Annotated in this window: 25 protein-coding genes and 2 pseudogenes; 22 read left to right on the top strand and 5 right to left on the bottom strand. The window is 65.1% G+C overall.

All coding sequences use genetic code 11. The annotated features are described in order from the left end of the window. Positions 1-68 precede the first annotated feature (68 nt). Together RT460_RS01355 and RT460_RS01350 are read right to left on the bottom strand one after the other, a co-directional pair. A pseudogene (locus RT460_RS01355) lies at positions 69-1,157 on the bottom strand (AI-2E family transporter); the annotation flags it as partial. After that, positions 1,154-2,284, bottom strand: a complete 1,131-nt coding sequence (locus tag RT460_RS01350; RefSeq protein ID WP_313316696.1) for a DUF2066 domain-containing protein — start codon at positions 2,282-2,284, stop codon at positions 1,154-1,156. The pseudogene RT460_RS01355 and the gene RT460_RS01350, both read right to left, overlap by 4 nt. Before the next feature lie 97 nt (positions 2,285-2,381). On the opposite strand from RT460_RS01350, the gene purM reads away from it, so the two are divergent. The 6 genes and pseudogenes from purM to RT460_RS01320 all read left to right on the top strand — a co-directional run bounded on the left by purM (position 2,382) and on the right by RT460_RS01320 (position 6,756). Next, positions 2,382-3,443 (top strand): phosphoribosylformylglycinamidine cyclo-ligase, encoded by a 1,062-nt coding sequence (purM, locus tag RT460_RS01345; protein WP_313316695.1) that lies wholly within the window; start codon positions 2,382-2,384, stop codon positions 3,441-3,443. Between the two features lie 25 nt (positions 3,444-3,468). After that, positions 3,469-3,912: pseudogene (locus RT460_RS01340) on the top strand (hypothetical protein). A gap of 43 nt (positions 3,913-3,955) precedes the next feature. Further along, entirely contained in the window at positions 3,956-4,564 is a 609-nt protein-coding gene (locus RT460_RS01335) for a DUF2238 domain-containing protein (RefSeq protein ID WP_313316694.1), read from the top strand. Further along, positions 4,561-5,226 (top strand): phosphoribosylglycinamide formyltransferase, encoded by a 666-nt coding sequence (gene purN / locus RT460_RS01330; protein ID WP_313316882.1) that lies wholly within the window; start codon positions 4,561-4,563, stop codon positions 5,224-5,226. Before RT460_RS01335 ends, purN begins: the two co-directional genes overlap by 4 nt. A gap of 109 nt (positions 5,227-5,335) precedes the next feature. Beyond that, entirely contained in the window at positions 5,336-6,070 is a 735-nt protein-coding gene (locus RT460_RS01325; protein WP_313316881.1) for a DUF3108 domain-containing protein, read from the top strand. A gap of 2 nt (positions 6,071-6,072) precedes the next feature. Beyond that, on the top strand, positions 6,073-6,756 hold the full coding sequence (locus RT460_RS01320) for a DUF3108 domain-containing protein (RefSeq protein WP_313316693.1): 684 nt from the start codon (positions 6,073-6,075) through the stop codon (positions 6,754-6,756). Between the two features lie 98 nt (positions 6,757-6,854). On the opposite strand, the gene RT460_RS01315 is transcribed toward RT460_RS01320, so the two are convergent. From RT460_RS01315 to RT460_RS01305, 3 genes are read right to left on the bottom strand one after another with little or no spacing between them, the layout of a single operon-like run. Then, a complete protein-coding gene (locus RT460_RS01315; RefSeq protein WP_313316691.1) occupies positions 6,855-7,163 on the bottom strand; it encodes an EF-hand domain-containing protein in 309 nt (102 codons plus the stop codon). Further along, positions 7,160-8,434 carry a UDP-N-acetylglucosamine 1-carboxyvinyltransferase gene (murA, locus tag RT460_RS01310; RefSeq protein WP_313316689.1) on the bottom strand — a complete coding sequence of 425 codons (1,275 nt, stop codon included), beginning with the start codon at positions 8,432-8,434 and terminating at the stop codon, positions 7,160-7,162. The genes RT460_RS01315 and murA overlap by 4 nt, the downstream gene beginning before the upstream one ends. 38 nt (positions 8,435-8,472) lie before the next feature. Continuing rightward, positions 8,473-8,703: a BolA/IbaG family iron-sulfur metabolism protein gene (locus RT460_RS01305; protein ID WP_313316688.1), complete on the bottom strand. Its 231-nt coding sequence runs from the start codon at positions 8,701-8,703 to the stop codon at positions 8,473-8,475. Between the two features lie 53 nt (positions 8,704-8,756). Between RT460_RS01305 and RT460_RS01300 the strand changes: the two genes are divergently transcribed. From RT460_RS01300 to RT460_RS01225, 16 genes are all read left to right on the top strand, one after another. After that, on the top strand, positions 8,757-9,758 hold the full coding sequence (locus RT460_RS01300) for a KpsF/GutQ family sugar-phosphate isomerase (protein WP_313316687.1): 1,002 nt from the start codon (positions 8,757-8,759) through the stop codon (positions 9,756-9,758). 60 nt (positions 9,759-9,818) lie between these two features. Next, positions 9,819-10,367 (top strand): HAD hydrolase family protein, encoded by a 549-nt coding sequence (locus RT460_RS01295; protein WP_313316686.1) that lies wholly within the window; start codon positions 9,819-9,821, stop codon positions 10,365-10,367. Then, positions 10,364-10,930, top strand: coding sequence for an LPS export ABC transporter periplasmic protein LptC (gene lptC, locus RT460_RS01290; RefSeq protein WP_313316685.1), 567 nt, complete (start codon positions 10,364-10,366; stop codon positions 10,928-10,930). The genes RT460_RS01295 and lptC overlap by 4 nt, the downstream gene beginning before the upstream one ends. Beyond that, positions 10,908-11,435 carry a lipopolysaccharide transport periplasmic protein LptA gene (gene lptA, locus RT460_RS01285; RefSeq protein ID WP_313316684.1) on the top strand — a complete coding sequence of 176 codons (528 nt, stop codon included), beginning with the start codon at positions 10,908-10,910 and terminating at the stop codon, positions 11,433-11,435. Before lptC ends, lptA begins: the two co-directional genes overlap by 23 nt. Further along, a complete protein-coding gene (lptB, locus tag RT460_RS01280; protein ID WP_313316683.1) occupies positions 11,435-12,154 on the top strand; it encodes an LPS export ABC transporter ATP-binding protein in 720 nt (239 codons plus the stop codon). Before lptA ends, lptB begins: the two co-directional genes overlap by 1 nt. Before the next feature lie 48 nt (positions 12,155-12,202). Continuing rightward, positions 12,203-13,639, top strand: coding sequence for an RNA polymerase factor sigma-54 (locus RT460_RS01275; RefSeq protein ID WP_313316682.1), 1,437 nt, complete (start codon positions 12,203-12,205; stop codon positions 13,637-13,639). 58 nt (positions 13,640-13,697) lie between these two features. Then, positions 13,698-14,015: a ribosome-associated translation inhibitor RaiA gene (gene raiA / locus RT460_RS01270; protein ID WP_293706260.1), complete on the top strand. Its 318-nt coding sequence runs from the start codon at positions 13,698-13,700 to the stop codon at positions 14,013-14,015. 21 nt (positions 14,016-14,036) lie between these two features. Next, on the top strand, positions 14,037-14,489 hold the full coding sequence (locus tag RT460_RS01265; protein WP_313316681.1) for a PTS sugar transporter subunit IIA: 453 nt from the start codon (positions 14,037-14,039) through the stop codon (positions 14,487-14,489). Then, a complete protein-coding gene (gene hprK / locus RT460_RS01260; protein ID WP_313316679.1) occupies positions 14,486-15,436 on the top strand; it encodes an HPr(Ser) kinase/phosphatase in 951 nt (316 codons plus the stop codon). Before RT460_RS01265 ends, hprK begins: the two co-directional genes overlap by 4 nt. Continuing rightward, positions 15,433-16,311 (top strand): RNase adapter RapZ, encoded by an 879-nt coding sequence (rapZ, locus tag RT460_RS01255; protein WP_313316678.1) that lies wholly within the window; start codon positions 15,433-15,435, stop codon positions 16,309-16,311. The genes hprK and rapZ overlap by 4 nt, the downstream gene beginning before the upstream one ends. A 99-nt stretch (positions 16,312-16,410) precedes the next feature. Further along, positions 16,411-16,803 (top strand): PTS fructose IIA subunit family protein, encoded by a 393-nt coding sequence (locus RT460_RS01250; protein ID WP_313316677.1) that lies wholly within the window; start codon positions 16,411-16,413, stop codon positions 16,801-16,803. Beyond that, positions 16,796-17,065 carry an HPr family phosphocarrier protein gene (locus RT460_RS01245; protein ID WP_313316676.1) on the top strand — a complete coding sequence of 90 codons (270 nt, stop codon included), beginning with the start codon at positions 16,796-16,798 and terminating at the stop codon, positions 17,063-17,065. Before RT460_RS01250 ends, RT460_RS01245 begins: the two co-directional genes overlap by 8 nt. A gap of 49 nt (positions 17,066-17,114) precedes the next feature. After that, positions 17,115-18,833 carry a phosphoenolpyruvate--protein phosphotransferase gene (ptsP, locus tag RT460_RS01240; RefSeq protein ID WP_313316675.1) on the top strand — a complete coding sequence of 573 codons (1,719 nt, stop codon included), beginning with the start codon at positions 17,115-17,117 and terminating at the stop codon, positions 18,831-18,833. Positions 18,834-18,946: 113 nt separating this feature from the next. Next, positions 18,947-20,308: a magnesium transporter gene (gene mgtE / locus RT460_RS01235; protein ID WP_313316674.1), complete on the top strand. Its 1,362-nt coding sequence runs from the start codon at positions 18,947-18,949 to the stop codon at positions 20,306-20,308. An 83-nt stretch (positions 20,309-20,391) separates the two neighbouring features. Next, positions 20,392-20,655: a hypothetical protein gene (locus RT460_RS01230; RefSeq protein ID WP_313316673.1), complete on the top strand. Its 264-nt coding sequence runs from the start codon at positions 20,392-20,394 to the stop codon at positions 20,653-20,655. A gap of 67 nt (positions 20,656-20,722) precedes the next feature. Beyond that, a complete protein-coding gene (locus RT460_RS01225) occupies positions 20,723-21,457 on the top strand; it encodes a hypothetical protein (RefSeq protein WP_313316672.1) in 735 nt (244 codons plus the stop codon). Positions 21,458-21,823 lie beyond the last annotated feature (366 nt).

Genomic DNA, 21,823 nt, shown 5'->3' with positions numbered 1-21,823 from the left:
TTCGACACGATGGCCAGGTCCGCGGGAACTTCAATGTTGCGCGGGTCCAGCACGATCGTCGGCCCATGGCCGGCGTACAACTCACTTTGACGATAACGCTCGTGCGCATAGCGCAACAGCACGTTGATCACCGCCGCTGCCGGCAAGGCCAGCAGCATTCCAAGAAAACCAAACAACTGACCACCGGCCATCACGGCGAAAATCACCGCAACCGGGTGCAGGCCAATCTTGTCACCCACGATGCGCGGGGTCAGCACATAACTTTCCAGCAACTGGCCCACGGTGAACACCACGCCGACAAGCACCAGCAGCTTGAGGTCGAAACCCTGCGACTGCACAAGCGCCGCCAGCACTGCCAGTACCACGCCGGTGGTCGCCCCCAGGTAGGGAATGAAGCTGATCAGGCCCGCCACCAGGCCGATCAACAGGCCCAGGTTGAGGCCAACCAGGGTAAGCCCAGCCGCATAAACCACACCCAAGGCGACCATCACCGCGATCTGGCCGCGGATGAAAGCACCCAGCACATCGTTTGATTCGCGCGCCAGCCGCGACACGATCTCAATGTGGTTACGCGGGATCAGCGAGGCGACCCGCTCGACCAGCTTGTCCCAGTCGCGCAGGAAGTAGTAGGCCAGGATCGGCAGCAGCGCCAGGTTGATCACCCACGCCACCATCGCAAAACCCGACCGCGACACGTAGCCGAAGAACGTCGAGGCCACGCCGCCTGCCTGCTGCCAATGGCTGCGCACCCACTCGAACAGACGGCTGGGATCCAGCCACGCCATGATCTCGACGCCGGTCTTCTGTTCGATCCACGGGATCGCCGTACCCAGCAACCATTCCTGCCCCTGCGGCAGCGCCACGACAAGGGTCTCGATCTGGCTTTGGATCAAGGGCACCAGGATCAGCAACGCCAGCGTCAGCAGCAGGATCATCAACACGAACACCAACACCACCGAGGTGTTGCGTGAACGCCCGCTCGCCTCCAGCCGGTCAACCAGCGGGTCGCCCAGCCAGGCCAGCATCAAGGCAACCACGAACGGGGTCAGGATTGGCGCCAGCAGCCAAGTGACCCATAGCCCGAAGCCAGTGATCACCACCGTTTTCAGGCGGCGCAGGAACAGCGCGATTTCAGCTTCCGGGCTTTCGGCGCTCATCGAATACGGTACTCACCTTGTCTGCTGACCGGGGCATCCTCTGCATCGGTCGTGTCCTCGTCGGCGCTGCTGCCAACAGGCTGCAGTGCGGCGTTCTGTCCCAACATGCGGTTGAGCCCCGGCAGGCCGGTCATCAACTCCACATCCAGCTCCAGCCGGTCGCCATTGGCCTGCACCGGCATGATGGACTTGACCACGGCAACACCCTGCAGCGCCGCCGACATGCGCAGATAGTCATCTGCACTGTGGATGCCGCTGACTGCGATGCGGTAGACGCCCGCCGCGCCAGCCGGCGGGGCCTTGGCATAACGGCGTACCAGCGCGTCGGCGGCACCGTCGGCACCGCCCGCCATTGCCCGGCGCGCATCGCCGTCACGGGTCGTCCACTTGGACAGCTCGCGACCATTGTCGACGAACACCCAATCTGCCTGCCAGCCACCACTCTTGGCGCGGTACAACTTGCCAACCAACTGCATCGGCGGCGAATAACGGGCCGAGGCACGGGCGATGGCCGCGGTGTCCTGGCGCATGATGGCGCCGACCAGCGCCTGCTCTGCCGCACCGCCATTGGGCAGGCCCAGGCGGTAGCCGCGATCAGTGGCCCGGTCCAGCAGCGGCCGCGCGGCATTTGCCTGCTGCACGCCGACCAGGCGCGCACCGCTGCCGTCGTCGATGGCCAGCCACACCACCGGCTTGGGACGCGGCTGCGGCCACACCGGCAAACCCAGCGCTGCAACCAATCCATCCACATCGTCCTGGCGGAACCGCGCTACCAGCATGGTGCGGTAGCTCGGGGCGCCGCTTGCCCCCACGCTCTGGTCCTGGCGGTAGTCGTAGTTCTGCACCATGTCCTTGGCGTTGCGCAGGGCCTGGGCAACACCAGGACGGGTCATCGTGCTGCGATCACCCGACAACTTACCCAGTACTACGCCCAACGCCCGGGCAAGCGCGCCGTTGCGATCGGCCTCGCCCTGACTGTTGACCGGCACTTCGGCCTCGTAGGCACCTTGGGCACTGGCGACATCGCCTTCCGTACGCATGCCGGACTGTGCCTGCACCGCCGAAATCGGCAGGCAGAGCAGCAAAAACAGGAGTGGGGCCAGGCTGCGGCGCATTGAAGTTTCCATTGTTCGATGGTTCCGGAGGGAATTGTTGCCCGAATAGGGCCTTCGCGCCAACGTGGCCTGTTAAAATGCCGCGTTCACCCCGCCAGCGCAGCCGACCGTGACCAGCAGCCCGACTTCCGCCAACTCTCCCCTGACCTACCGTGACGCCGGTGTCGACATCGACGCGGGCAATGAACTGGTGGAACGCATCAAACCCTTGGTAAAGCGCAGTTTCCGCCCGGAAGTGATGGGTGGGCTGGGCGGCTTTGGCGCCTTGTTCGACCTGTCCAACAAGTACCGCGAACCGGTCCTGGTTTCGGGCACGGACGGCGTAGGCACCAAGTTGAAGCTGGCCCAGCAGCTGGGCCGCCACGACACCATCGGCATCGATCTGGTCGCCATGTGCGTGAACGACGTGCTGGTGCAGGGTGCCGAGCCGCTGTTTTTCCTCGACTATTTCGCCACCGGCAAGCTGGACATCGACACGGCTGCGGCCGTGGTGGGTGGCATTGCCAACGGCTGTACCGAAGCCGGCTGTGCGCTGATCGGCGGCGAGACCGCTGAAATGCCGGACATGTATGCGCCTGGCGAGTACGACCTGGCCGGCTTTACGGTTGCCGCGGTTGAAAAGAGCGAACTGAAGGACGGCGCGGCGGTGCAGGACGGCGACGTACTGATCGGCATCGCCTCCTCCGGCCCCCACTCCAACGGCTATTCGCTGGTGCGCCGCATCTACGAGCGTGCCGGCAGCCCGGCCGACCTGGTACTGGAAGACGGCAGCAAGCTGGTCGATGCGCTGATGGCGCCGACCCGCCTGTACGTCAAGCCGCTGCTGGCGCTCCTCAAGCAGCACGGCAACGCGATCCACGGCATGGCCCACATCACCGGTGGTGGCCTGACCGAGAACATCATCCGCGTGGTGCCCGACGGCCTGGGCCTGGACATCGACGCCAGCAGCTGGACGCTGCCACCGGTGTTCCAGTGGCTGCAGCGCGAAGGCAATGTCGCCGACAGCGAGATGTGGCGCACCTTCAACTGCGGTATCGGCTTCGTGCTGCTGGTACCGGCCGACCAGGTCGCCGCCATCAATGCCTCGCTGGATGCCCAGCAGCTGGCGCACTGGCAGATCGGCAAGGTGGTCGCGGCCAGCGAAGGCGCCGAGCGCGTCCATATCGGCTGATTCCCGCCGTCCCAAGGTTGCCCTCATGGATGTAGTCGACCTGCCCGCGCCAACGCCCGCACCGACCGAAGACGACGCCAACCAGCTGCGTCTTCTGTCGATCTTCCACTAAGTGGTAGCGGGGATGACCGGCCTGTTTTCGCTGTTTCCACTGTTGCACCTGGTGATGGGCATTGCCATGGTCACCGGCGCCCTGCCGATGGAGTCCAACCCGCCGGGCAGCAGCAACGGCGAAGAGCGGATGTTCGGCTGGATCTTCATCATCTTCGCCGGCGCGTTCATCCTGTTCGGACTGACCCTGGCGGGCTTGATCGCCTACGCCGGCCGCTGCCTCATGCAGCGTCGGCGTTATCTGCTGTGCCTGGTGGTTGCGGCCATTTCCTGCATGCTGATGCCCTTTGGCACGGTACTCGGGGTGTTCACCCTGGTTGTGCTGATGCGCCCTTCGGTCAAGGCGGCCTTTGCTTGAACACCGCACCACGTTCGCCCGCCCCGCTGCCGAGCCCTATTGCATGACACCCACAAAAAAAGCCGCCTTCGCCATGTTGCTGGCGATCTTTGTCGCCACCTGGATCAAACCGCTTTGGCCGGTGGAACAGGCACTGCACAGCTCATTGACCGTCATCGGATTGGCTGCCCTGTGGTGGGTAGACCGGCGCTGGCGACTGGGTAACGGCGCCTTCGCCGCCATCTGTGGCTTCATTGCCCTGCACTGCATCGGTGCACGCTGGCTGTACTCCAATATCCCCTACGACCAATGGGCGCAGACGCTGTTCAACTGGTCGCCCAACGCGACCTTTGGCTGGCAACGCAACCATTTCGATCGCCTCATCCATTTCCTGTACGGGCTTTGCTTCACCCCGGCACTGCTGCAACTGGCACGCCATGCCTGGCCGGCACTGCGGACCGGGCAGGCCTTCGTGCTGGCGGTGATGGTGGTCATGTGCACCAGCCTGGCCTATGAGTGGCTGGAATGGGGCATCGCCCTTGCGCTGTCGCCGGAAGCCGCCGAGGCCTACAACGGCCAGCAGGGCGACATCTGGGACGCGCATGCCGACATGCTGCTGGCAACCATCGGCGCCTTGCTGCTGTGGCCAATGGCCAGGAAGATCGCCCGATGAACACTTCCCTGTGCCCCAGCCGCATTGCCGTGCTTGCCTCCGGGCGGGGCAGCAATCTGCAGTGCCTGCTCGACGGGATCGCCAGCAACCAGTTGCAGGCGGAGATCGCCGGGGTGTTCTCCGACAAACCGGACGCTCCGGCATTGGCAAAGGTGCCGGCAGAGCGCCGCTGGGCACGCGCACCAGGCGAATTCGAAAGCCGCCCAGCCTTTGACCTTGCACTTGCAGACGCGGTCGCGGCCTGCCGACCGGACTGGATCGTCTGCGCGGGCTATATGCGCATCCTCGGCGAAGGATTCGTGCAGCGCTTCAACGGCCGCCTGATCAATATCCACCCATCGCTGCTCCCGCTGCACAAAGGGCTGCATACCCACGCCCGCGCCCTGCAAGCCGGCGATGCCGAACATGGCGCCAGCGTGCACTTCGTCGTACCTGAACTGGATGCGGGGGCGGTAATCGCCCAGGCCCGGGTGCGGGTACAGCCCGATGACACCGCCGAATCCCTTGCGGCCCGGGTGCTGAAGACGGAACACCCCTTGCTGTTGGCGACGGTGCAGTTGCTGGTCGCCGGCCGCATAACTGAACAGGCGGGCGTGATCCAGCTCGATGGTCAGTCCCTGTTTAGCCCCTTGCGCCTAGATTCCGCCGGAACCCTCGCCTGATCCCCACATCACGCTGATGCGTGCTTTGGCAGTATTCCCCTTTCTCCTGGCCACGCCGCGCATGAATTTCACTTTCCTCAAGCCGCTGCTGCTCACCGCCACCCTGGTCATGCCGCTGGCCCAGGCGCAGCAGGCTGAGCCTGCGGCACCTGCTGCCGCGCCCCAGGTGCTGCCTGCGCTGGAATGGAATCCGCCGGCGCTGGAGCCTTTCGTGGCCACCTACCAGGCCTTCTACAAGGGCAAGGAGGCCGGGGATGCCACTATGCGCGTGGTGCATGGCGATGGCCCGCAATGGCGCGTGGACATGGCCGTACACGGCAAGCGCGGCTTTGCCGGCGTTCTGGGCCTGAACATCGAACAGAGCACGGTGTTCAACAACGAGAACAGCATCTATACCCCGCTCAGCCAGAGCACGGTCAAGAAAGCCCTGTTCATGGGCAAGAAAGTCACCGGGGTCTACAACTGGCAGGCCGGCAGTGCGCAATGGCAGGGCGACCTGAAGAAGGAGCGCCAACAGCCCATCCCCTTGCAGCGTGGCGACCAGAGCGCGCTGCTGTTGAACCTGTCGCTGATGCGCGATGCCCGCCCCGGCAGAGCGCTGAGCTACCGTTACGTGGACGTGGGCCGCGTACGCCAGCATGAGTACCGGGTCGCCGACGCCACCGAAACTGTACAGGTGGGCGATCTCAGCTACGACGCGCTGCGTGTGTACCGCACCAACGGCGGCAATGACGAGACGATCCTGTGGATCGCCAACGGCGTACCCACCCCGGTACGCATCCTGCAACGCAAAGATGGCCAGGACGACATCGACCTGCGCCTGGTTGAATATCAAGGAGCCTGAGCATGAAGCACCTCCCCCGCCCCCTGCGCATCGTCGCTGCTGCCGCCCTGGCGATGAGCAGCCTGCCCGCCCTGGCCATGGCTCCGTTCACCGCGAACTACCAAGCCAGCTACATGGGCATGCAGGCCAACGGTGTGATGAGCGTGGCTGCCGAAGGCGACAACCGCTGGCGTTACAGCCTGCAGATCAAGAACCCGATGGCCGACCTCAGCCAGAGCACCGTGTTCGACGAACACGCTGGCAAGCTGCGCCCGCTCACCAGCCATGACCGCTCGGTGCTGCTGATCAAGCGCAAGCAGGTGGACGCGCGTTACGACTGGAACAGCAACCAGGCCACCTGGACCGGCGATGTGAAGGAAGATCGGCGCGGTCCCATCCGCCTGCAAAACGGCGACATGGATGCCCTGCTGATCAATCTGGCCATTGCCCGCGACCTGGCTGCTGGCCGCCCGCTGACCTACCGCATGGTCGACGATGGCCGCATCAAGTCGATGACCTACCGCGTGATCGGCAAGGAGAACGTGACCGTCGATGGGCAGAGCAAGGAAGCCACCAAGGTGTCGCGCGTGGATGGCGACAAGGAACAGATCGCCTGGATCGTTCCGGGCATGCCCGTGCCAGCTCGCCTGCTGCAGCGTGAAAATGGCCAGAACGCCCTGGACCTGACCATCAAGTCGATCAACTGATCCAGCCCGATCCACAAAACGCCCAGCTCGACAGCTGGGCGTTTTGCATTGACGCTGCGGCAACAGGCAAGCGATGCAGCCTGTCGCGCTGAAGCCTCCTATTCGGAGGCTTCTTTCTTGAAGACAGTGCGGCAGTCACGGCGGAACTCCTCACCGCTGCTGCGCCAGATGAAACTGCGGCAATGGCGGCTGCCTTCTTCGCTGTCTTTCACCTGCACCGCATAGAAGGCCTGCAGGAATTCGTCGCGACTGACCTGGCCATCGCCATTCCAGTCCATTTCTTCCTTCTCCACGCCTTGGGTGATGGCCACGCCGCTGTACCAACCCCAGCCCAGCCAGGCCAGTGCCAGCACGACCAACGCCAGCAAGGCCTTGCGACGCGGCGTGAAGCGGCCGCGCAGGATCATGCGACCCGCCGGACGATGGCGCCCAGTGCGCTGAGCTTTTCTTCGATGTTCTCGTAGCCGCGATCCAGGTGGTAGATGCGGTCGATGCTGGTGTCGCCCTCTGCCACCAGGCCGGCCAGGATCAGGCAGGCCGAAGCACGCAGATCGGTCGCCATCACCGGCGCACCGCTGAGCTTGTCGGTACCGCGCACGATCGCGGTGTTGCCCTCGATCTGGATGTCCGCGCCCAGGCGCAGCAGCTCGTTGACGTGCATGAAACGGTTTTCGAAGATGGTTTCCTTGATCACGCCAACACCTTCAGCCACGCAGTTCAACGCCATGAACTGGGCCTGCATGTCCGTGGGGAATGCCGGGTGCGGCGCGGTGGTGATGTTCACCGCCTTGGGCCGCTTGCCGTGCATGTCCAGGGTGATGGTGTCTTCGGTGGTGCCGATTTCGGCGCCAGCCTCGACCAGCTTCTGCAACACCGCGTCCATCGTGTCCGGGCGCGCGTTGCGGGCGATGATGCGACCGCCGGTCATCGCCGCGGCAACCAGGAACGTACCGGTCTCGATGCGGTCAGGCAGCACTGCGTGACGGCCACCGTGCAGGCGCTCCACGCCTTCGATCACCAGCCGCGCCGTACCAATGCCCTCGATCTTCGCACCGAGTGCGATCAGGCAATGCGCCAGATCGGCCACTTCCGGCTCCATCGCCGCGTTTTCCAGCACCGTGGTGCCTTCGGCCAGCGCCGCTGCCATCAGCACGTTCTCGGTGCCGGTGACACTGACCATGTCGAAGGTGTAACGGCCGCCCTTCAGGCGCCCATCCACATGCGCCTTGATGAAGCCGTTCTCGACCGTGATGTGGGCACCCAGCGCCTGCAGGCCCTTGATGTGCTGGTCCACCGGCCGTGAACCGATCGCGCAGCCACCGGGCAGCGACACTTCGGCCTTGCCGAACTTGGCCAGCAACGGCCCCAGCACCAGCACCGAGGCGCGCATGGTCTTGACCAGCTCATACGGCGCGACATGCTGGTCGACCGTACGCGGGTCCACCACCACGGCACTGCCGCGCGACAAGGTGCCCTGGTCGATGGTGACCTTGGCACCCAGCTCGCCGAGCAGCTTCACGGTGGTGATCACGTCGTGCAGATGCGGCACGTTGGTGATTTCCACCGGCGCATCGGCCAGCAGGGTTGCACAGAGGATGGGCAGGACGGCGTTCTTGGCGCCGGAGATATGAACCTCACCGTTGAGCGTATTGCCGCCGGTAACTACGATTTTTGCCATGAATGAAAGCCGCTAGAAGTTGAGTGGGGCGGTCCGGCTCAGCCGGCCTCGCCTGGGGTAAGGGTTCTCAGGGCCAGCGCGTGGATCGCGCCCCCCATCAGCTCGCCCAGCGTCGCATACACCATGCGGTGGCGGGCCAGGGGCAGCTTGCCGGCAAATGCTTCGCAGACCACCGTGGCCTCGAAATGCACGCCGTCTTCACCCTGCACGTCGGCGCGGGCTCCCGGCAAGCCGGTTTCGATGAGGTTACGGATGGTCTCGGCGTCCAAGGCGCTTTCCTAATAAAATGGCTGCCCATTCTACTCTCCCCGGTGGCGTCCGCATGGCTGCTTCCCCGCTTTCCCTGGACATGCTGCAGGACACCGATCTGGTGGCCAGCGGCCGTCGGGTGTTCGAGATCGAGCGCGATGAGCTGGACCGCGTTGGCGGCCGCATCGGCGACGATTTCGCCCGCGCCTGCCGCCTGATCCTGGGCTCGCGCGGTCGCGTGGTGACCACCGGCATGGGCAAATCGGGGCATATCGCCCGCAAAATCGCCGCCACCCTTGCCTCCACCGGCACGCCATCGTTCTACGTGCATCCGGGTGAAGCCGGGCATGGCGACCTGGGCATGATCACCGAGGATGATGTGGTACTGGCACTGTCCTATTCGGGCGAATCGGACGAGGTATTGATGTTGCTGCCGGTGCTCAAGCGCCAGGGCAACGCCTTGATCTCGATGACCGGCAAGCCGCAATCCAGCCTGGCCCGTGCAGCTGAAGTGCACCTGGACGTCAACGTCGACCATGAAGCCTGCCCGTTGGCGCTGGCCCCCACCTCCAGCACCACCGCCTCGTTGGCGATGGGCGATGCGCTGGCGGTGGCCCTGCTCGACGCCCGCGGCTTCACCGCCGATGATTTCGCCCGTTCCCACCCGGCCGGCAGCCTGGGCCGACGCCTGCTGCTGCACATCACCGACGTGATGCATGGCGGCGACGAACTGCCCAGCGTGCGTGAAGACGCGAGCCTGAGCCAGGCCTTGATGGAGATGAGCCGCAAACGCCTGGGAATGACCGCGGTGGTTGACGCCGGCGGCCGTCTGGTGGGGCTGTTCACCGATGGTGACCTGCGCCGCGCCCTGGATACGGACATCGATGTGCGGGCAGCCGGCATCGCCCAGGTGATGACCCACAACCCGCGCACGATCAGCGCCGACCAGTTGGCGGTGGAAGCCGCACGCCTGATGGAAAAGCACAAAATCACCGGTTTGATCGTTGTGGACGGGGCCAATCGACCGGTCGGCGCCCTGAACATTCATGACCTGTTGCGGGCAAAAGTGGTTTAAACCCCGCACAATGACCCGTTCCGGGACCCTTCCCGGCCAGCCGCAACGGACCGCCTGCAGATGCCCTATACCCCGCTCGACAAGTTCCCTCCAACGTTGCACGCCAAGGCCGCCGGCATCCGTCTGGCCTGTTTTGACGTGGATGGCACGCTGACCGATGGCCGCCTTTACTACGACCACGCCGGCAACGAGAGCAAGGCCTACTACGTGCAGGACGGCCTGGGCCTGAAGCTGTTGCAGCAGCACGGCATCCATCCGGTGTTGATCACTGCCCGCAACAGCCTGTCGGCACAGAAGCGCGGCGCCGACCTGGGCATCGACACCCAGATCGCGGTGGGCGACAAGCTGGCCAGCGTGCGCGCCCTGTGCGAGCAACACGGGATTGGCCTGGACCAGGTTGCCTTCCTCGGTGATGACCTGCCCGACCTGGCCCCGCTGAGCGCGGTGGGCCTGGCCGTGGCCCCGGCAGATGCCCACCCCTGGATCGCCGAACGCGTGCATTGGCAGACCGCCAGCAAGGGCGGGCGCGGTGCCGCGCGCGAATTGTGCGACGTGCTGCTGGCCGCGCAAGGCAAGCTGGACGCCGTCCTGGCGAGGTACAGCGCATGAGTTGGCGTACCGTCATCGGCGTGGCCTTGCTGATCGCCGCACTGGCCAGTGGCTGGTCGGCCTGGCGCAACCGTGCCAACGTGGTGCCGACTGCCGCCGAACAGGGGCGTTCGGACTATGTGTTGGGCGATTTTGAAATCATCACCCTCGGCAAGGACGGCAAGGAATCGATGACCCTGCGCGCACCGTCGATGGAACGCAGCCGGGTGGACGAAACCTCCACCATCACCAAGCCGCTGTTCCTGCTGCCCGACGAGGCCGGCAACCATTGGCGGCTGCGTGCCGATACCGGCTGGGTAAGTGCCAAGGGCGAAGAAGTACGCCTGCGCGGCAATGTCGCCGGTGACAGCCCGACCGATGGCAAGACCCCGCCTACCACCTTCCGCACCGCCGCGCTGGACGTGCTGCCCAAGCAGGACATCGCCCGCACCGACGGCCAGGTCACCATGACCCGCCCCGGCCTGGTCCAATCCGGCGTTGGTTTCCAGACCAACCTCAAGAACAAGCAGTACTCTCTCCTTTCCCAGGTCAAGACCCGCTATGAACCCAATGCTGCCCGCTAAGCTCGCGTCGATCACCCTGCTCGCCGCCCTGCTCGCACCTGGCCTGGCATGGTCCAAGGCATCGGACCGCAACCAGCCGATGACCATCGACTCCAATCACAACGACTGCGATTTCAGCGACAACGGCAAGTGCCAGTTCCGCGGTGACGTGGTGATCACCCAGGGTTCGCTGGAAATCCATGCCGACAGCGCCGACGTCATCCAGCGCGGTGGCGAAACCGAGCGCGTGATCCTCAGCGGCAAGCAGGCACGCCTGAAGCAGCAGATGGACGACAACACCTGGATGAACGCCCGCGCCGACAACATGGATTACAACGTCAACAGCGAAGTGATCATCCTGTCCGGCAACTACAACGTTGAATCCGAGCGCGGCACCAATGCCGGCCAGCGCATGGTCTACAACACCCGCACCGGCGCCATGCAGAGCGGCGGCGACGGTACCCGCGTGCGTACCGTGATCCAGCCCAAGAACAAGGCGCCGGCAGCGTCGGGAGACAAGAAGTAATGCTCGTCGCCCAAGGCCTGCGCAAGCGCTACAAGAACCGCGAAGTCGTCAAGGACTTCGGCCTGACCCTGGAGGCCGGTGAAGTGGTGGGCCTGCTCGGCCCCAACGGTGCCGGCAAGACCACCTGCTTCTACATGATCGTCGGCCTGGTGGCCGCCGATGCCGGCAGCATCGTGCTCGATGGCCAGGACATCACCGCCGACGCCATGTACACCCGCGCCAAGCTCGGCGTGGGCTACCTGCCGCAGGAACCCTCGGTGTTCCGCAAGCTCAGCGTGGCGGACAACATCCGCCTGGTGCTGGAACTGCGCGAAGACCTGAATGCGGAAGGCCGCGAGCGCGAACTGGCCTCGCTGCTGGAAGAACTGCAGATCACCCACGTTGCCGACCAGGCCGGCGCCAGCCTGTCCGGTGGTGAGCGTCGGCGTTGCGAAATCGCCCGTGCACTGGCGGCAAAGCCGCGCCTGATCCTGCTGGACGAACCCTTCGCCGGCGTTGACCCGATTTCGGTCGGTGAGATCCAGCGCATCGTGACCCACCTCAAGCAACGCGGCATCGGCGTCCTGATCACCGATCACAACGTGCGCGAGACCTTGGGAATCTGCGACCGGGCGTATATCCTCGCTGAAGGCATGGTTCTTGCGCAGGGAGCGCCGGAACAACTGCTGGCCAATTCCGACGTTCGTCGCGTCTACCTGGGGGACGCTTTCACCCTCTGAGTCCGACGACGGGGCGGCATTGGCTTCCCCTTCCCGGACGGAACAGGCATGAAGGCTCGGCTGCAGACATCGATGGGGCAGAACCTGGTCATGACGCCGCAGTTGCGTCAGGCCATCCGCCTCCTGCAGATGTCCACCACCGAACTTGAGCTGGAGCTGGTCGAAGCGGTGGAAACCAACCCACTGCTGGAATGGGCAGAGAACGATGGCGGCGAAGACGACGGCCCCGCCAGCGCCAGCAACGACGATAGCCCCGCCGATCCGGCCCAGGGCGACATCAATTCCGACAGCGAAGACTGGGATGGTATCCAGGAAGGCGTCGATGAAGACTGGTCCAGCGCGCGCAGCGGCTCGTTCGACGACGAGGACGGCAACGATCGCGAACAGGCCGCCGAAGCCGACACGTTGGCCGATCACCTGCTGTGGCAGCTGCATCTATCCCACCTGAGTGCCCGCGACCGCGCCATCGGCGTAGCCTTGATCGATGCGCTGGATGAAGACGGTTACCTGCGCGAGCCCTTGTCGGCCATCAGCGAGACCCTGCGTCCTGAAATCAACGCGGGCGAGGACGAGATCATCGCCGTGCTGCGGCAGGTGCAGCGGTTCGACCCGGCAGGCGTTGGGGCCCGCTCGCTGGGCGAGTGCCTGGCCCTGCAATTGGATACCCTGCCCTGCGATACACCCGGCATGGCCTTGGCCAGACGGATCGCCGAGGGCCCGCTTGAACGGCTGCCGCGCGCCGGTATTGCCGGCATCGCGCACGAACTGAAGCAAGCCGTGCCCGCTGTGGAAGAGGCCGTGCAGCTGCTGCGCTCACTGGACCCCCGCCCCGGCAAGCAGCTGGGCGAACTGTCCTCGGACAACTACGTGGTGCCCGATTGCGTGATCTGGCGCCAGCGCGGCGTGTGGCGCTGCGCGCTGGCAGGCCATGCCGGCCCCAGGGTGGTGATCAACCGCGGCTACGAACAACTGATCCGCCGCTGCGGCGATGCCGATGCCAGCTATCTGCGCGCCCAGCTTCAAGAGGCGCGCTGGTTGCTCAAAAGCCTTGAGGCGCGTGGGGAAACCCTGCTGCGCGTGGTCAATAGCCTGCTGCAGCACCAGGCCGGCTTCCTTGAATTCGGCGAGCAGGCGCTGCGTCCGCTAACGCTGCGTGAAATCGCCGGCGAGCTGGAATTGCACGAATCGACGATTTCCCGTGCCATTGCCCGCAAATACGTGCGCACCCCGCGCGGCACGCTGCCTTTGCGCGCGTTCTTTGCCTCGGGCATCGACACCGAAGGCGGCGGCGAGGCCTCCAGTACCGCCATCCAGTCGATGATCCGCAACCTGATCGACGCGGAGAACCCGCGCAAGCCGCTTTCTGACGCCAAGCTTGCCGAGATGCTCAAAACCAGTGGCATACCGGTAGCGCGACGCACCGTGGCGAAGTATCGTGAAGCCATGAACATCTCTGCCTCCCACGAACGCGTACGTATTGCTTGAAGCTTCGCAGGGTGGGCAAGGGGTTCATGACGGCAACCCGAACCACAGGAGGAATCCGATGCGTATCGAGACGTATGGCCAGCAAGTTGAAGTCACGCCCGCCTTGAAGGAGTACGTGGAAACAAAGCTGGAAAGATTGGGCCGCCACTTTGACCAGCACTGCGAAGTGCGGGTGCAGTTGTCCACACGCAAACCCGACTATCTGGTCGTGGCCACGGTGAACCTCCCCGGCCGCACCCTGCACGCAGACGCCGCCGAGCCCACCATGTATGCGGCCATCGACGTCCTGGCCGACAAGCTTGACCGCCTGGTCATCAAGCACAAGGAAAAGAATCTTCCCCATGCTTCGCATGCTCTGCGCGACAATGGCGCCTAGCCGCCATCATCCGCACCCCACATGCCGTTGACCGACCTCATGGCGGCCGTCAGTACCCAGGTACTTTCGGCCGCCGACCGTGACAGCACCCTGCTCGCCGCATCCCGTCTGCTCGCCTGCCGCGAAGCCGGGGCCGACAGCCTCTTTGAAAGCCTGCGCGAACGCGAACGCGTGGGCAGTACCGCCATCGGCCATGGCATCGCCATCCCGCATGGCCGCTCCGCCACCTTGCAGCAACCGCGTGGCGCCCTGTTGCGCCTGCAGCAGCCGGTGGACTTCGGCACCGACGAACCGGTGGACCTGGTATTTGCCATGGCTGTCCCCGAGCACTACACGCACCAACACCTGATGCTGTTGTCGGAGTTGGCGGAGATGTTCTCCGACCCCGGTATCCGCCAGGCATTGCGCGACGCACCGGATGCCGACGCCCTGCAACACATCTTCTCCAACCCGCAACAGGCCCGCAGCGGATGAATACCAGCATTACGGCGCAGGAACTCTTCGATCAGCAACGCGAAAAGCTGGAGCTGCGCTGGGTCGCCGGCCAACGCGGTGCGCAACGCGAGCTGGAGGCCGGCAATACGGTCTCACGGCGGCCGTCACTGGCCGGCTACCTCAACACCATCTACCCCAACAAGGTGCAGATCCTCGGCACCGAGGAGCTGACCTGGCTGGACTCGCTGGAGTCACGGCAGCGTTGGGAAGTGATCGAACGCATCATCCAGGCCCGGCCGCTGGCGCTGGTGATCACCAAGAGCCATGGCTGCCCGGAAGACCTGCGCGCCGCTGCCGACGAGTCGCAGACGCCGCTGTGGGTCTCCCCCCGCCGCGGCCATGAACTGCTCAACCATCTCAGCTACCACCTTGCCCGCACCCTTGCACCACGCGTGATCCTGCATGGTGTGTTCATGGAGATCTATTCCATCGGCGTGCTGATCACCGGCGAAGCCGGTTCGGGCAAGAGCGAACTGGCGCTGGAACTGCTCTCGCGCGGGCACCGCCTGGTGGCCGATGACGCACCGGAATTCACCCAGATCGCACCGGACGTACTGGATGGCACCTGCCCCGAGCTGCTGCAGGACCTGCTGGAAGTCCGCGGGCTCGGCGTGCTGAATGTCCGACAGATGTTTGGTGATACTTCTGTAAAGAAGAACAAGTATCTTCGCCTGATCGTCCACCTGACCAAGCCGATGACCGAGCCCAGCAGCTATGGTTACGAGCGCCTGACTGGCGACTCGGGCAAGCGCCACGTGCTGGACCTGGACGTACCGCTGATTACCCTGCCAGTCATGCCGGGGCGCAACCTGGCGGTACTTACCGAGGCCGCCACGCGCCTGCATATCCTGCGCACCAAGGGCATCGATCCTGCGGCGATGTTCATCGCCCGCCATAGCAACCTGTTGGAGCAACGCAGCCAATGAACACCCCGTTGTCGCCGGTCCTGGTCATCGTCAGCGGCCTGTCCGGTTCGGGTAAATCGGTCGCGCTGAAGACCTTCGAAGACCTGGACTATTACTGCTCGGACAACATCCCGGTGAACCTGCTGCCGGACTTCGTGCGCAACGTGCTTGGGCAACGCCACGAAGGTGCGCCGCGCCGTTTGGCGGTGGGCATCGACGTGCGTGGCCGCAACGACCTCAGCCAGCTCGGGCAATGGCGCAAGATCGCCAACGATTACGGCATCGACGCCCACCTGCTGTTTTTCGAGGCCGATGACGACACCCTGCTGGCCCGTTACGCCGACACGCGCCGGCGTCACCCACTGAGCCAGCTGGGCCTGTCCCTCCCCGAGGCGATTGCCCACGAGCGGACACTGACCGCGCCGTTGCGCAACGAAGCCGATGCCGTCATCGACACCACCCGGCTCAACGTGCACCAGCTGCGCCGCAGGGTGATCACCGAATTCGCATTGGCGCAGCAGGGCAAGCTGTCGCTGTTGTTCGAATCCTTCGCCTACAAGCGCGGCGTACCGGCCGAGGCTGACTTCGTCTTCGACGCACGGGTGTTGCCCAATCCGCACTGGGACCCCGAGCTGCGCTCGCTGACCGGTCGCGACCGCGAAGTGCGCGAATATCTGGATACCCAGCCCGAAGTCATACGCTATGTGGCCCAGCTGCAGGATCTGCTGGATACCTGGTTGCCCAAGCTCGGCAGCGAAACCCGCAGCTACGTGACCATCGCCTTCGGCTGCACCGGCGGCAAGCACCGCTCGGTCTACCTCGCCGAACGGCTGGCCCGGCATGCCCGGGAAACCGGCTGGCAGGACGTGGCCACCTTCCATCGGGAACAGGACTGAGCCCCAGCTGCCCGGCGCAGATACCCCCGTGCTGAATGGCACACTGAAGACAGATTTCAGCGCTATCGCGGACTTGCCCTGACCTGTTAACGTTCAGTAATGACCTGCGGCATTCTCCTTGTAACTCACCCTGGTGTCGGCACTTCCCTACTGGAAGTGGCGACAACCTTGTTGCGGCAATTGCCACTGAAAGCCGAGGCGTTCGAAGTTCCGTTCGACGCCGATCTGGACGCGTTGCTGCCAGCGGCTTCGGCGGCAATGCGCAGGGTGGAAGGCGACGAAGGGGTGCTGGTGCTGACCGACCTGTACGGTGCCAGCCCCAGCAACCTGGCGGGCCGCCTGGCACGCTTGGGCACCCCGGTGCGACGCGTGTCGGCACTGAACCTGCCGATGCTGCTGCGGGTAATGAACTATCCGGAACAGGGACTGGACCAACTGCCCGCCACTGCGGCGGCGGGCGCCCGCAATGGAGTCATCACTGACGATGCTTGAACAAGAACTCATAGTTTCCAACCGGCTGGGCCTGCATGCCCGCGCCACCGCCAAGCTGGTGCAGGTGCTGTCCGGCTTCCGCGCCAACGCCACGCTGCTGGCCAAGGGCCGCGAAGTCAACGCCAAGAGCATCATGGGCGTGATGCTGCTGGCCGCTGCCCAGGGCACGCCGGTGACGGTGCGCGTGGACGGCGAAGACGAGGCCGCCGCACTGGAAGCCGTCACCGCCCTGTTCGAGCGCCGCTTCGACGAGGACAACTGATGCCGGTCGCCGCCCTGCCCCCTGATCACTCCCTCCGGGAGCACCAGCCGTGACGCGGCTGCAGGGGCTGGCGGCATCACGCGGTACCGCCTTGGGCCGCGCCCGCGTACGCCTGCCGCATGTGCAGGATGTGGGCGAAAAACGCATTACCGCCGCGGCGGTGGAACAGGAGCTGGAACGCCTGCACCGCGCCACCGACGCCGCACGCGCGGAAATGCGCGAGCTGCGCACGCGCCTGCAGGGCGCACTGCCGGCCGAAGTAGGCGAGTTCCTCGACCTGCACGCCATGCTGTTGGACGACCCGGAGCTGCTCAGCGCGCTGGACGAACTGGTCCGCAGCAAGCGCTACAGCGCCAGCCATGCCCTGCGCGTACAGCGTGACCGCCTTGCCCAGGTGTTCGAAGGCATGGAGGACGCGTACCTGAAGAGCCGCCTGGATGACCTTGACCATGTCATCGGCCGCATCCATTCCTTCCTGCACAAGCGCACCACCACGGTGAAGGGACTGGCCGGGGAAATCCTGGTCTGCGAGAACGTGGCCCCGTCCGAACTGGCGCAACTGCAGTCGCAGGGCGTGGTCGGCATCATCAGCAGTGCAGGCAGCGTGCTTTCGCACAGCGCCATCCTGGCGCGCAGCCTGCACATGCCCTTGGTGGTGGGCGCCAGCGCCGTGCTGCAGAAGGTCAGCGATGGCGATGTCCTGATCGTCGATGGCGCCAGCGGCGAGATCGTGCTGGACCCGGGCCCGGCCGACCTGCGCCAGTACCGCGCGCGCCAGCGTGAACTGGCACGCGAGCAGCGCGAGCTGGGCCGCCTGCGCGGCAAGCCCACCCGCACTGTCGACGGGGTTGAGATCACACTGCTGGCCAATGCCGAGTCCGCCGAGGATGTACTGCAGGCGCATGCCCTGGGCGCACGCGGACTCGGCCTGTACCGCACCGAATTCCTGTTCCTGCAGCGCAACCAGCTGCCGAACGAAGACGAGCAGTTCCGCATCTATCGCGACACCGTGCTGGGCATGAGCGGGCGCCCGGTCACCATTCGCACCCTGGACCTGGGCGCGGACAAGGCCGACCGCACCGGGCTAGTGATGGGCAGCGAGGAAAACCCGGCGCTGGGCCTGCGTGGCGTGCGCCTGTCACTGGCCAAGCCCAAGGTCTCCGATACCCAGCTGCGTGCCATCCTGCGCGCCTCCGGCTACGGGCCGGTACGTATCCTGATCCCGATGCTGACCACCCGCGAGGAGATCATGGCGGTGCGCCGGAGGCTGTCGCGCCTGGCCGCACTGCTGCGCAACGAAGGCCATGAGGTGGCCGACAACATCCAGGTCGGGGCGATGATCGAGGTGCCTGCTGCAGCCTTTGCGCTGGACACGTTCATCGACCAGGTCGACTTCCTGTCGATCGGCACCAATGACCTGGTGCAGTACCTGCTGGCCGCCGATCGCAACAACGAAGCCGTCTCCGAGCTGTATTCTCCCCTGCACCCGGCGGTGCTGCGCCTGCTGGCCCACGTCATCGACACCGCCCAGCGCAACGAGACGCCGGTGGCCGTATGCGGCGAGATCGCCGGCGATGCGCGCATGACCGCGATGTTGCTGGCGTTGGGCCTGACCGAGTTCAGCCTGCACCCTGGCACCTTGCTGGAAGTGCGCCGTGCAATCCGTGCATTGGACCTGGGCACACTGCGCGGCCAGGCTGCCCAACTGTTGGCCGCACGCGACCGCCGCGGCATCGAACGCTGGATAGCAGGCACCGCGCTGGACTGATGCGCAAAAAGCGTGTGCAAAGCATGTACCTTGCACGCGATAATGACGGGCTCAACACCGCCGCTGGTGCATGCTGCCCCGGTTAGCGGCCATCACACACCCGGGAGCTGCGCATGGCCGAAGCCGTACGCCACGACAAGACCGCACGCCAGCTGCGACTGCTTTCCGATGCGCTTGATAGTGGCCGGCTCGGGCCGGTACGTCGTCTCGTCAACACCTTGTCGCCTGCCGAGATCGGCAACCTGCTCGAATCGCTGCCACCGGGCAAGCGCGAGGTGGTGTGGGGGCTGGTCGACGCCGAGGACGATGGCGAGGTGTTGGTGCATGTCGGCGACGACGTGCGCGAAAGCCTGCTGGCGGACATGGACCCGGACGAAATCATCGCCGCGGTCGAAGACCTGGACATCGATGACCTTGCGGACCTGGTGGAAGACCTGCCGGACACCGTCATCGACGAAGTCCTCAAGTCGATGGACCGCGAAAACCGCGAGCGTCTGGAACAGGTGCTGTCCTACCCGGAAGACACCGCCGGCCGCCTGATGAACCCGGACGTGGTCACCGTGCGCGCCGACGTCAACGTCGACGTGGTGCTGCGCTACCTGCGCCTGCGCGGCGAGCTGCCCGACCACACCGATCACCTGTTCGTGGTCAGTCGCCGCCACCAGTACCTGGGCCGGTTGTCACTGGCCTCACTGGTCACCCACGAAGACACCACCCCGATCAACCGGCTGATCGACGACGAACAACCGGCCATCGACGTGGGCGAAAGCGCCGACGAAGTGGCCCGCCAATTCTCCGACCATGACTGGGTATCCGCCCCGGTGGTGGACGACAACAACATCCTGATCGGCCGTATCACCATCGATGACGTGGTCGATATCATCCGCGGCCAGGCCGAGCACCAGGTGCTGGGCGCCGCCGGTCTGGATGAGGACGAGGACCTGTTCAGTCCGGTCTGGCGCGCGATGCGGCGCCGCTTGATGTGGCTGTCGATCAACCTGTGCACTGCCTTCCTCGCCTCCAGCGTGGTCGGCCACTTCGAAGGCACCATCGACAAGCTGGTGGCACTGGCGGTGTTGATGCCGATCGTCGCCGGGCTGGGCGGCAACGCCGGCACCCAGGTGCTGGCACTGATGATCCGCGGCCTGGCGCTGGGCCAGGTCGGTGCCTCCAATGCCCGCACCCTGCTCTGGAAAGAGCTGCGGGTGGCCCTGCTCAACGGCCTGTTCCTCGGTACGGTATTGGGCCTGATCGTGCTGGCCTGGTTCCACATGCCGGGGCTATCGCTGGTGATCGCCGTCGCCCTGACCTTCAATCTCCTGTTCGCTGCTTCGGCCGGCGTACTGGTGCCGCTGACCTTGAAGCGCTTCGGTTTCGATCCCGCCTTGGCCAGTGGCATCTTCCTGACCGCAGTGACCGACTCGATGGGCTTCTTCACCTTCCTCGGCCTGGCCACGCTGGTGCTGTTGCACTGATCGCAGGCGCTGCGCAACCGTAGCCCCGGGCGCGCTGACGCTTGCCGGGGCTACACTTCCAACGCCTCTTTCCAGAATTGCCCATGACCATCACTGTCAACGATTACTACCAACCCGGCTGGCGCGACGACGTGCACAACTGCCCCGCCTGCGAATGGAAGGGCAACTCCCGGCAGATGGAGATGGAGCTGCACGACGAGCAGACCGAATACAGCTGCCCGCAGTGCGAGTTTCCGGTACTGGTCGTGCAGCATCCGGACCTGGCCCAGGTGCAGGCAGCGGCCGCTGCCGGCAACGAGGAGGCGCAGCAGCAACTGGCCATCCTGGCGATGGCGCCCCGCGACTGACCGGCCCCCTAGCGATCCGCGAAAGCTCCGGCTAGGCTGGCCGCAACGCCGCTACGCAAGGATTCGCATGCGCCATCTGCTGTGGATTGCGTTCACCCTGCCCTTCACGCCCGCAATCGCACAGGACGCCCCTGATCCGATTCAGCTGACCACGTCGCAGATCTACTCCCAACCCGGCGAGCCAGCTCTCGGTAAGGAACTGCGTAGCGTCGTGGACGAAGCCAACGCGCTCAGCCTCAAGGGCGAGCACGACCAGGCCAAGGCGCTGATGCTTGACGCCGCCCGCCAGTGCGACCAGTACCGGGCCGCCCCGGGGCGGCGCTCGCTGAGCTTCCGCACCCAACGCCAGTACGAGTTGTATCTGCGCGACCATGGCGATGGCCAACCGATTGATTGGCTGGATACGTCCTGCGCCAATGTTTACATTCGGTTGGGCTATATCGCGGTGGAACTACGCGACGCGGCGCAGGCGCTGCGCTGGCTGGACAGGGCCCATGAGACCGCGCCTTATGAGCCTGAACCACTGACCGAACGCGGCGTCGCGCTCAACATGATGCGGGACTGGGCGGGGGCACTGGATAGCTACCAGCGCGCGCTGGTCTTGACCCGCACGCATCCGGAAGCAGCCTATGCGCAGGCGCTCGCGCTGCGTGGTACTGGCTATGCGTTGATCGAGTTGGGCGATCTGGCAGCAGCCCAAAGCGCCTATGAGGATTCATTGAAGCTGGAGCCCGGCAGCAAGGTGGCCAACAACGAGCTGACCTATATCAAGCAGTTGCGGGAGCGTGAAGCGAAGCCTTGAGTAGCCGTTGGTGAAGGGCTGGCTGGGCTTGCGTTTTCCTTGGGCGCTTGCCGAGCATGGCTCGGCACTACACAGGTAGACCTTTGTAGCCCGGGTAAGCGCAGCGCACCCGGGGCTTGTCGCGGGTGCGCGCACTATCGGCTCCGGGCGATCCTTGCCGAGCATGGCTCGGCACTACAGGCAGACCGTTGTAGCCCGGGTAAGCCCAGCGCACCCGGGGCTTGTCGCGGGTGCGCGCACTATCGGCTCCGGGCGATCCTTGCCGAGCATGGCTCGGCACTACAGGCAGACCGTTGTAGCCCGGGTAAGCCCAGCGCACCCGGGGCTTGTCGCGGGTGCGCGCACTATCGGCTCCGGGCGATCCTT

Origin of the sequence: Stenotrophomonas sp. (assembly GCF_032061965.1) — a bacterium.
Classification (GTDB): Bacteria; Pseudomonadota; Gammaproteobacteria; order Xanthomonadales; family Xanthomonadaceae; genus Stenotrophomonas.
This window is presented reverse-complemented; position numbering and strand designations above follow the sequence as displayed.

Bases quoted from the DNA above. Each gene is read 5' to 3' on its own strand.
- RT460_RS01350 (WP_313316696.1), bottom strand. From the start codon at position 2,284: ATGGAAACTTCAATGCGCCGCAGCCTGGCCCCACTCCTGTTTTTGCTG.
- RT460_RS01335 (WP_313316694.1), top strand. From the start codon at position 3,956: ATGACACCCACAAAAAAAGCCGCCTTCGCCATGTTGCTGGCGATCTTT.
- purN (WP_313316882.1), top strand. From the start codon at position 4,561: ATGAACACTTCCCTGTGCCCCAGCCGCATTGCCGTGCTTGCCTCCGGG.
- RT460_RS01325 (WP_313316881.1), top strand. From the start codon at position 5,336: ATGCCGCTGGCCCAGGCGCAGCAGGCTGAGCCTGCGGCACCTGCTGCC.
- RT460_RS01320 (WP_313316693.1), top strand. From the start codon at position 6,073: ATGAAGCACCTCCCCCGCCCCCTGCGCATCGTCGCTGCTGCCGCCCTG.
- RT460_RS01315 (WP_313316691.1), bottom strand. From the start codon at position 7,163: ATGATCCTGCGCGGCCGCTTCACGCCGCGTCGCAAGGCCTTGCTGGCG.
- murA (WP_313316689.1), bottom strand. From the start codon at position 8,434: ATGGCAAAAATCGTAGTTACCGGCGGCAATACGCTCAACGGTGAGGTT.
- RT460_RS01300 (WP_313316687.1), top strand. From the start codon at position 8,757: ATGGCTGCTTCCCCGCTTTCCCTGGACATGCTGCAGGACACCGATCTG.
- RT460_RS01295 (WP_313316686.1), top strand. From the start codon at position 9,819: ATGCCCTATACCCCGCTCGACAAGTTCCCTCCAACGTTGCACGCCAAG.
- lptC (WP_313316685.1), top strand. From the start codon at position 10,364: ATGAGTTGGCGTACCGTCATCGGCGTGGCCTTGCTGATCGCCGCACTG.
- lptA (WP_313316684.1), top strand. From the start codon at position 10,908: ATGAACCCAATGCTGCCCGCTAAGCTCGCGTCGATCACCCTGCTCGCC.
- lptB (WP_313316683.1), top strand. From the start codon at position 11,435: ATGCTCGTCGCCCAAGGCCTGCGCAAGCGCTACAAGAACCGCGAAGTC.
- RT460_RS01275 (WP_313316682.1), top strand. From the start codon at position 12,203: ATGAAGGCTCGGCTGCAGACATCGATGGGGCAGAACCTGGTCATGACG.
- raiA (WP_293706260.1), top strand. From the start codon at position 13,698: ATGCGTATCGAGACGTATGGCCAGCAAGTTGAAGTCACGCCCGCCTTG.
- RT460_RS01265 (WP_313316681.1), top strand. From the start codon at position 14,037: ATGCCGTTGACCGACCTCATGGCGGCCGTCAGTACCCAGGTACTTTCG.
- hprK (WP_313316679.1), top strand. From the start codon at position 14,486: ATGAATACCAGCATTACGGCGCAGGAACTCTTCGATCAGCAACGCGAA.
- rapZ (WP_313316678.1), top strand. From the start codon at position 15,433: ATGAACACCCCGTTGTCGCCGGTCCTGGTCATCGTCAGCGGCCTGTCC.
- RT460_RS01250 (WP_313316677.1), top strand. From the start codon at position 16,411: ATGACCTGCGGCATTCTCCTTGTAACTCACCCTGGTGTCGGCACTTCC.
- RT460_RS01245 (WP_313316676.1), top strand. From the start codon at position 16,796: ATGCTTGAACAAGAACTCATAGTTTCCAACCGGCTGGGCCTGCATGCC.
- mgtE (WP_313316674.1), top strand. From the start codon at position 18,947: ATGGCCGAAGCCGTACGCCACGACAAGACCGCACGCCAGCTGCGACTG.
- RT460_RS01230 (WP_313316673.1), top strand. From the start codon at position 20,392: ATGACCATCACTGTCAACGATTACTACCAACCCGGCTGGCGCGACGAC.
- RT460_RS01225 (WP_313316672.1), top strand. From the start codon at position 20,723: ATGCGCCATCTGCTGTGGATTGCGTTCACCCTGCCCTTCACGCCCGCA.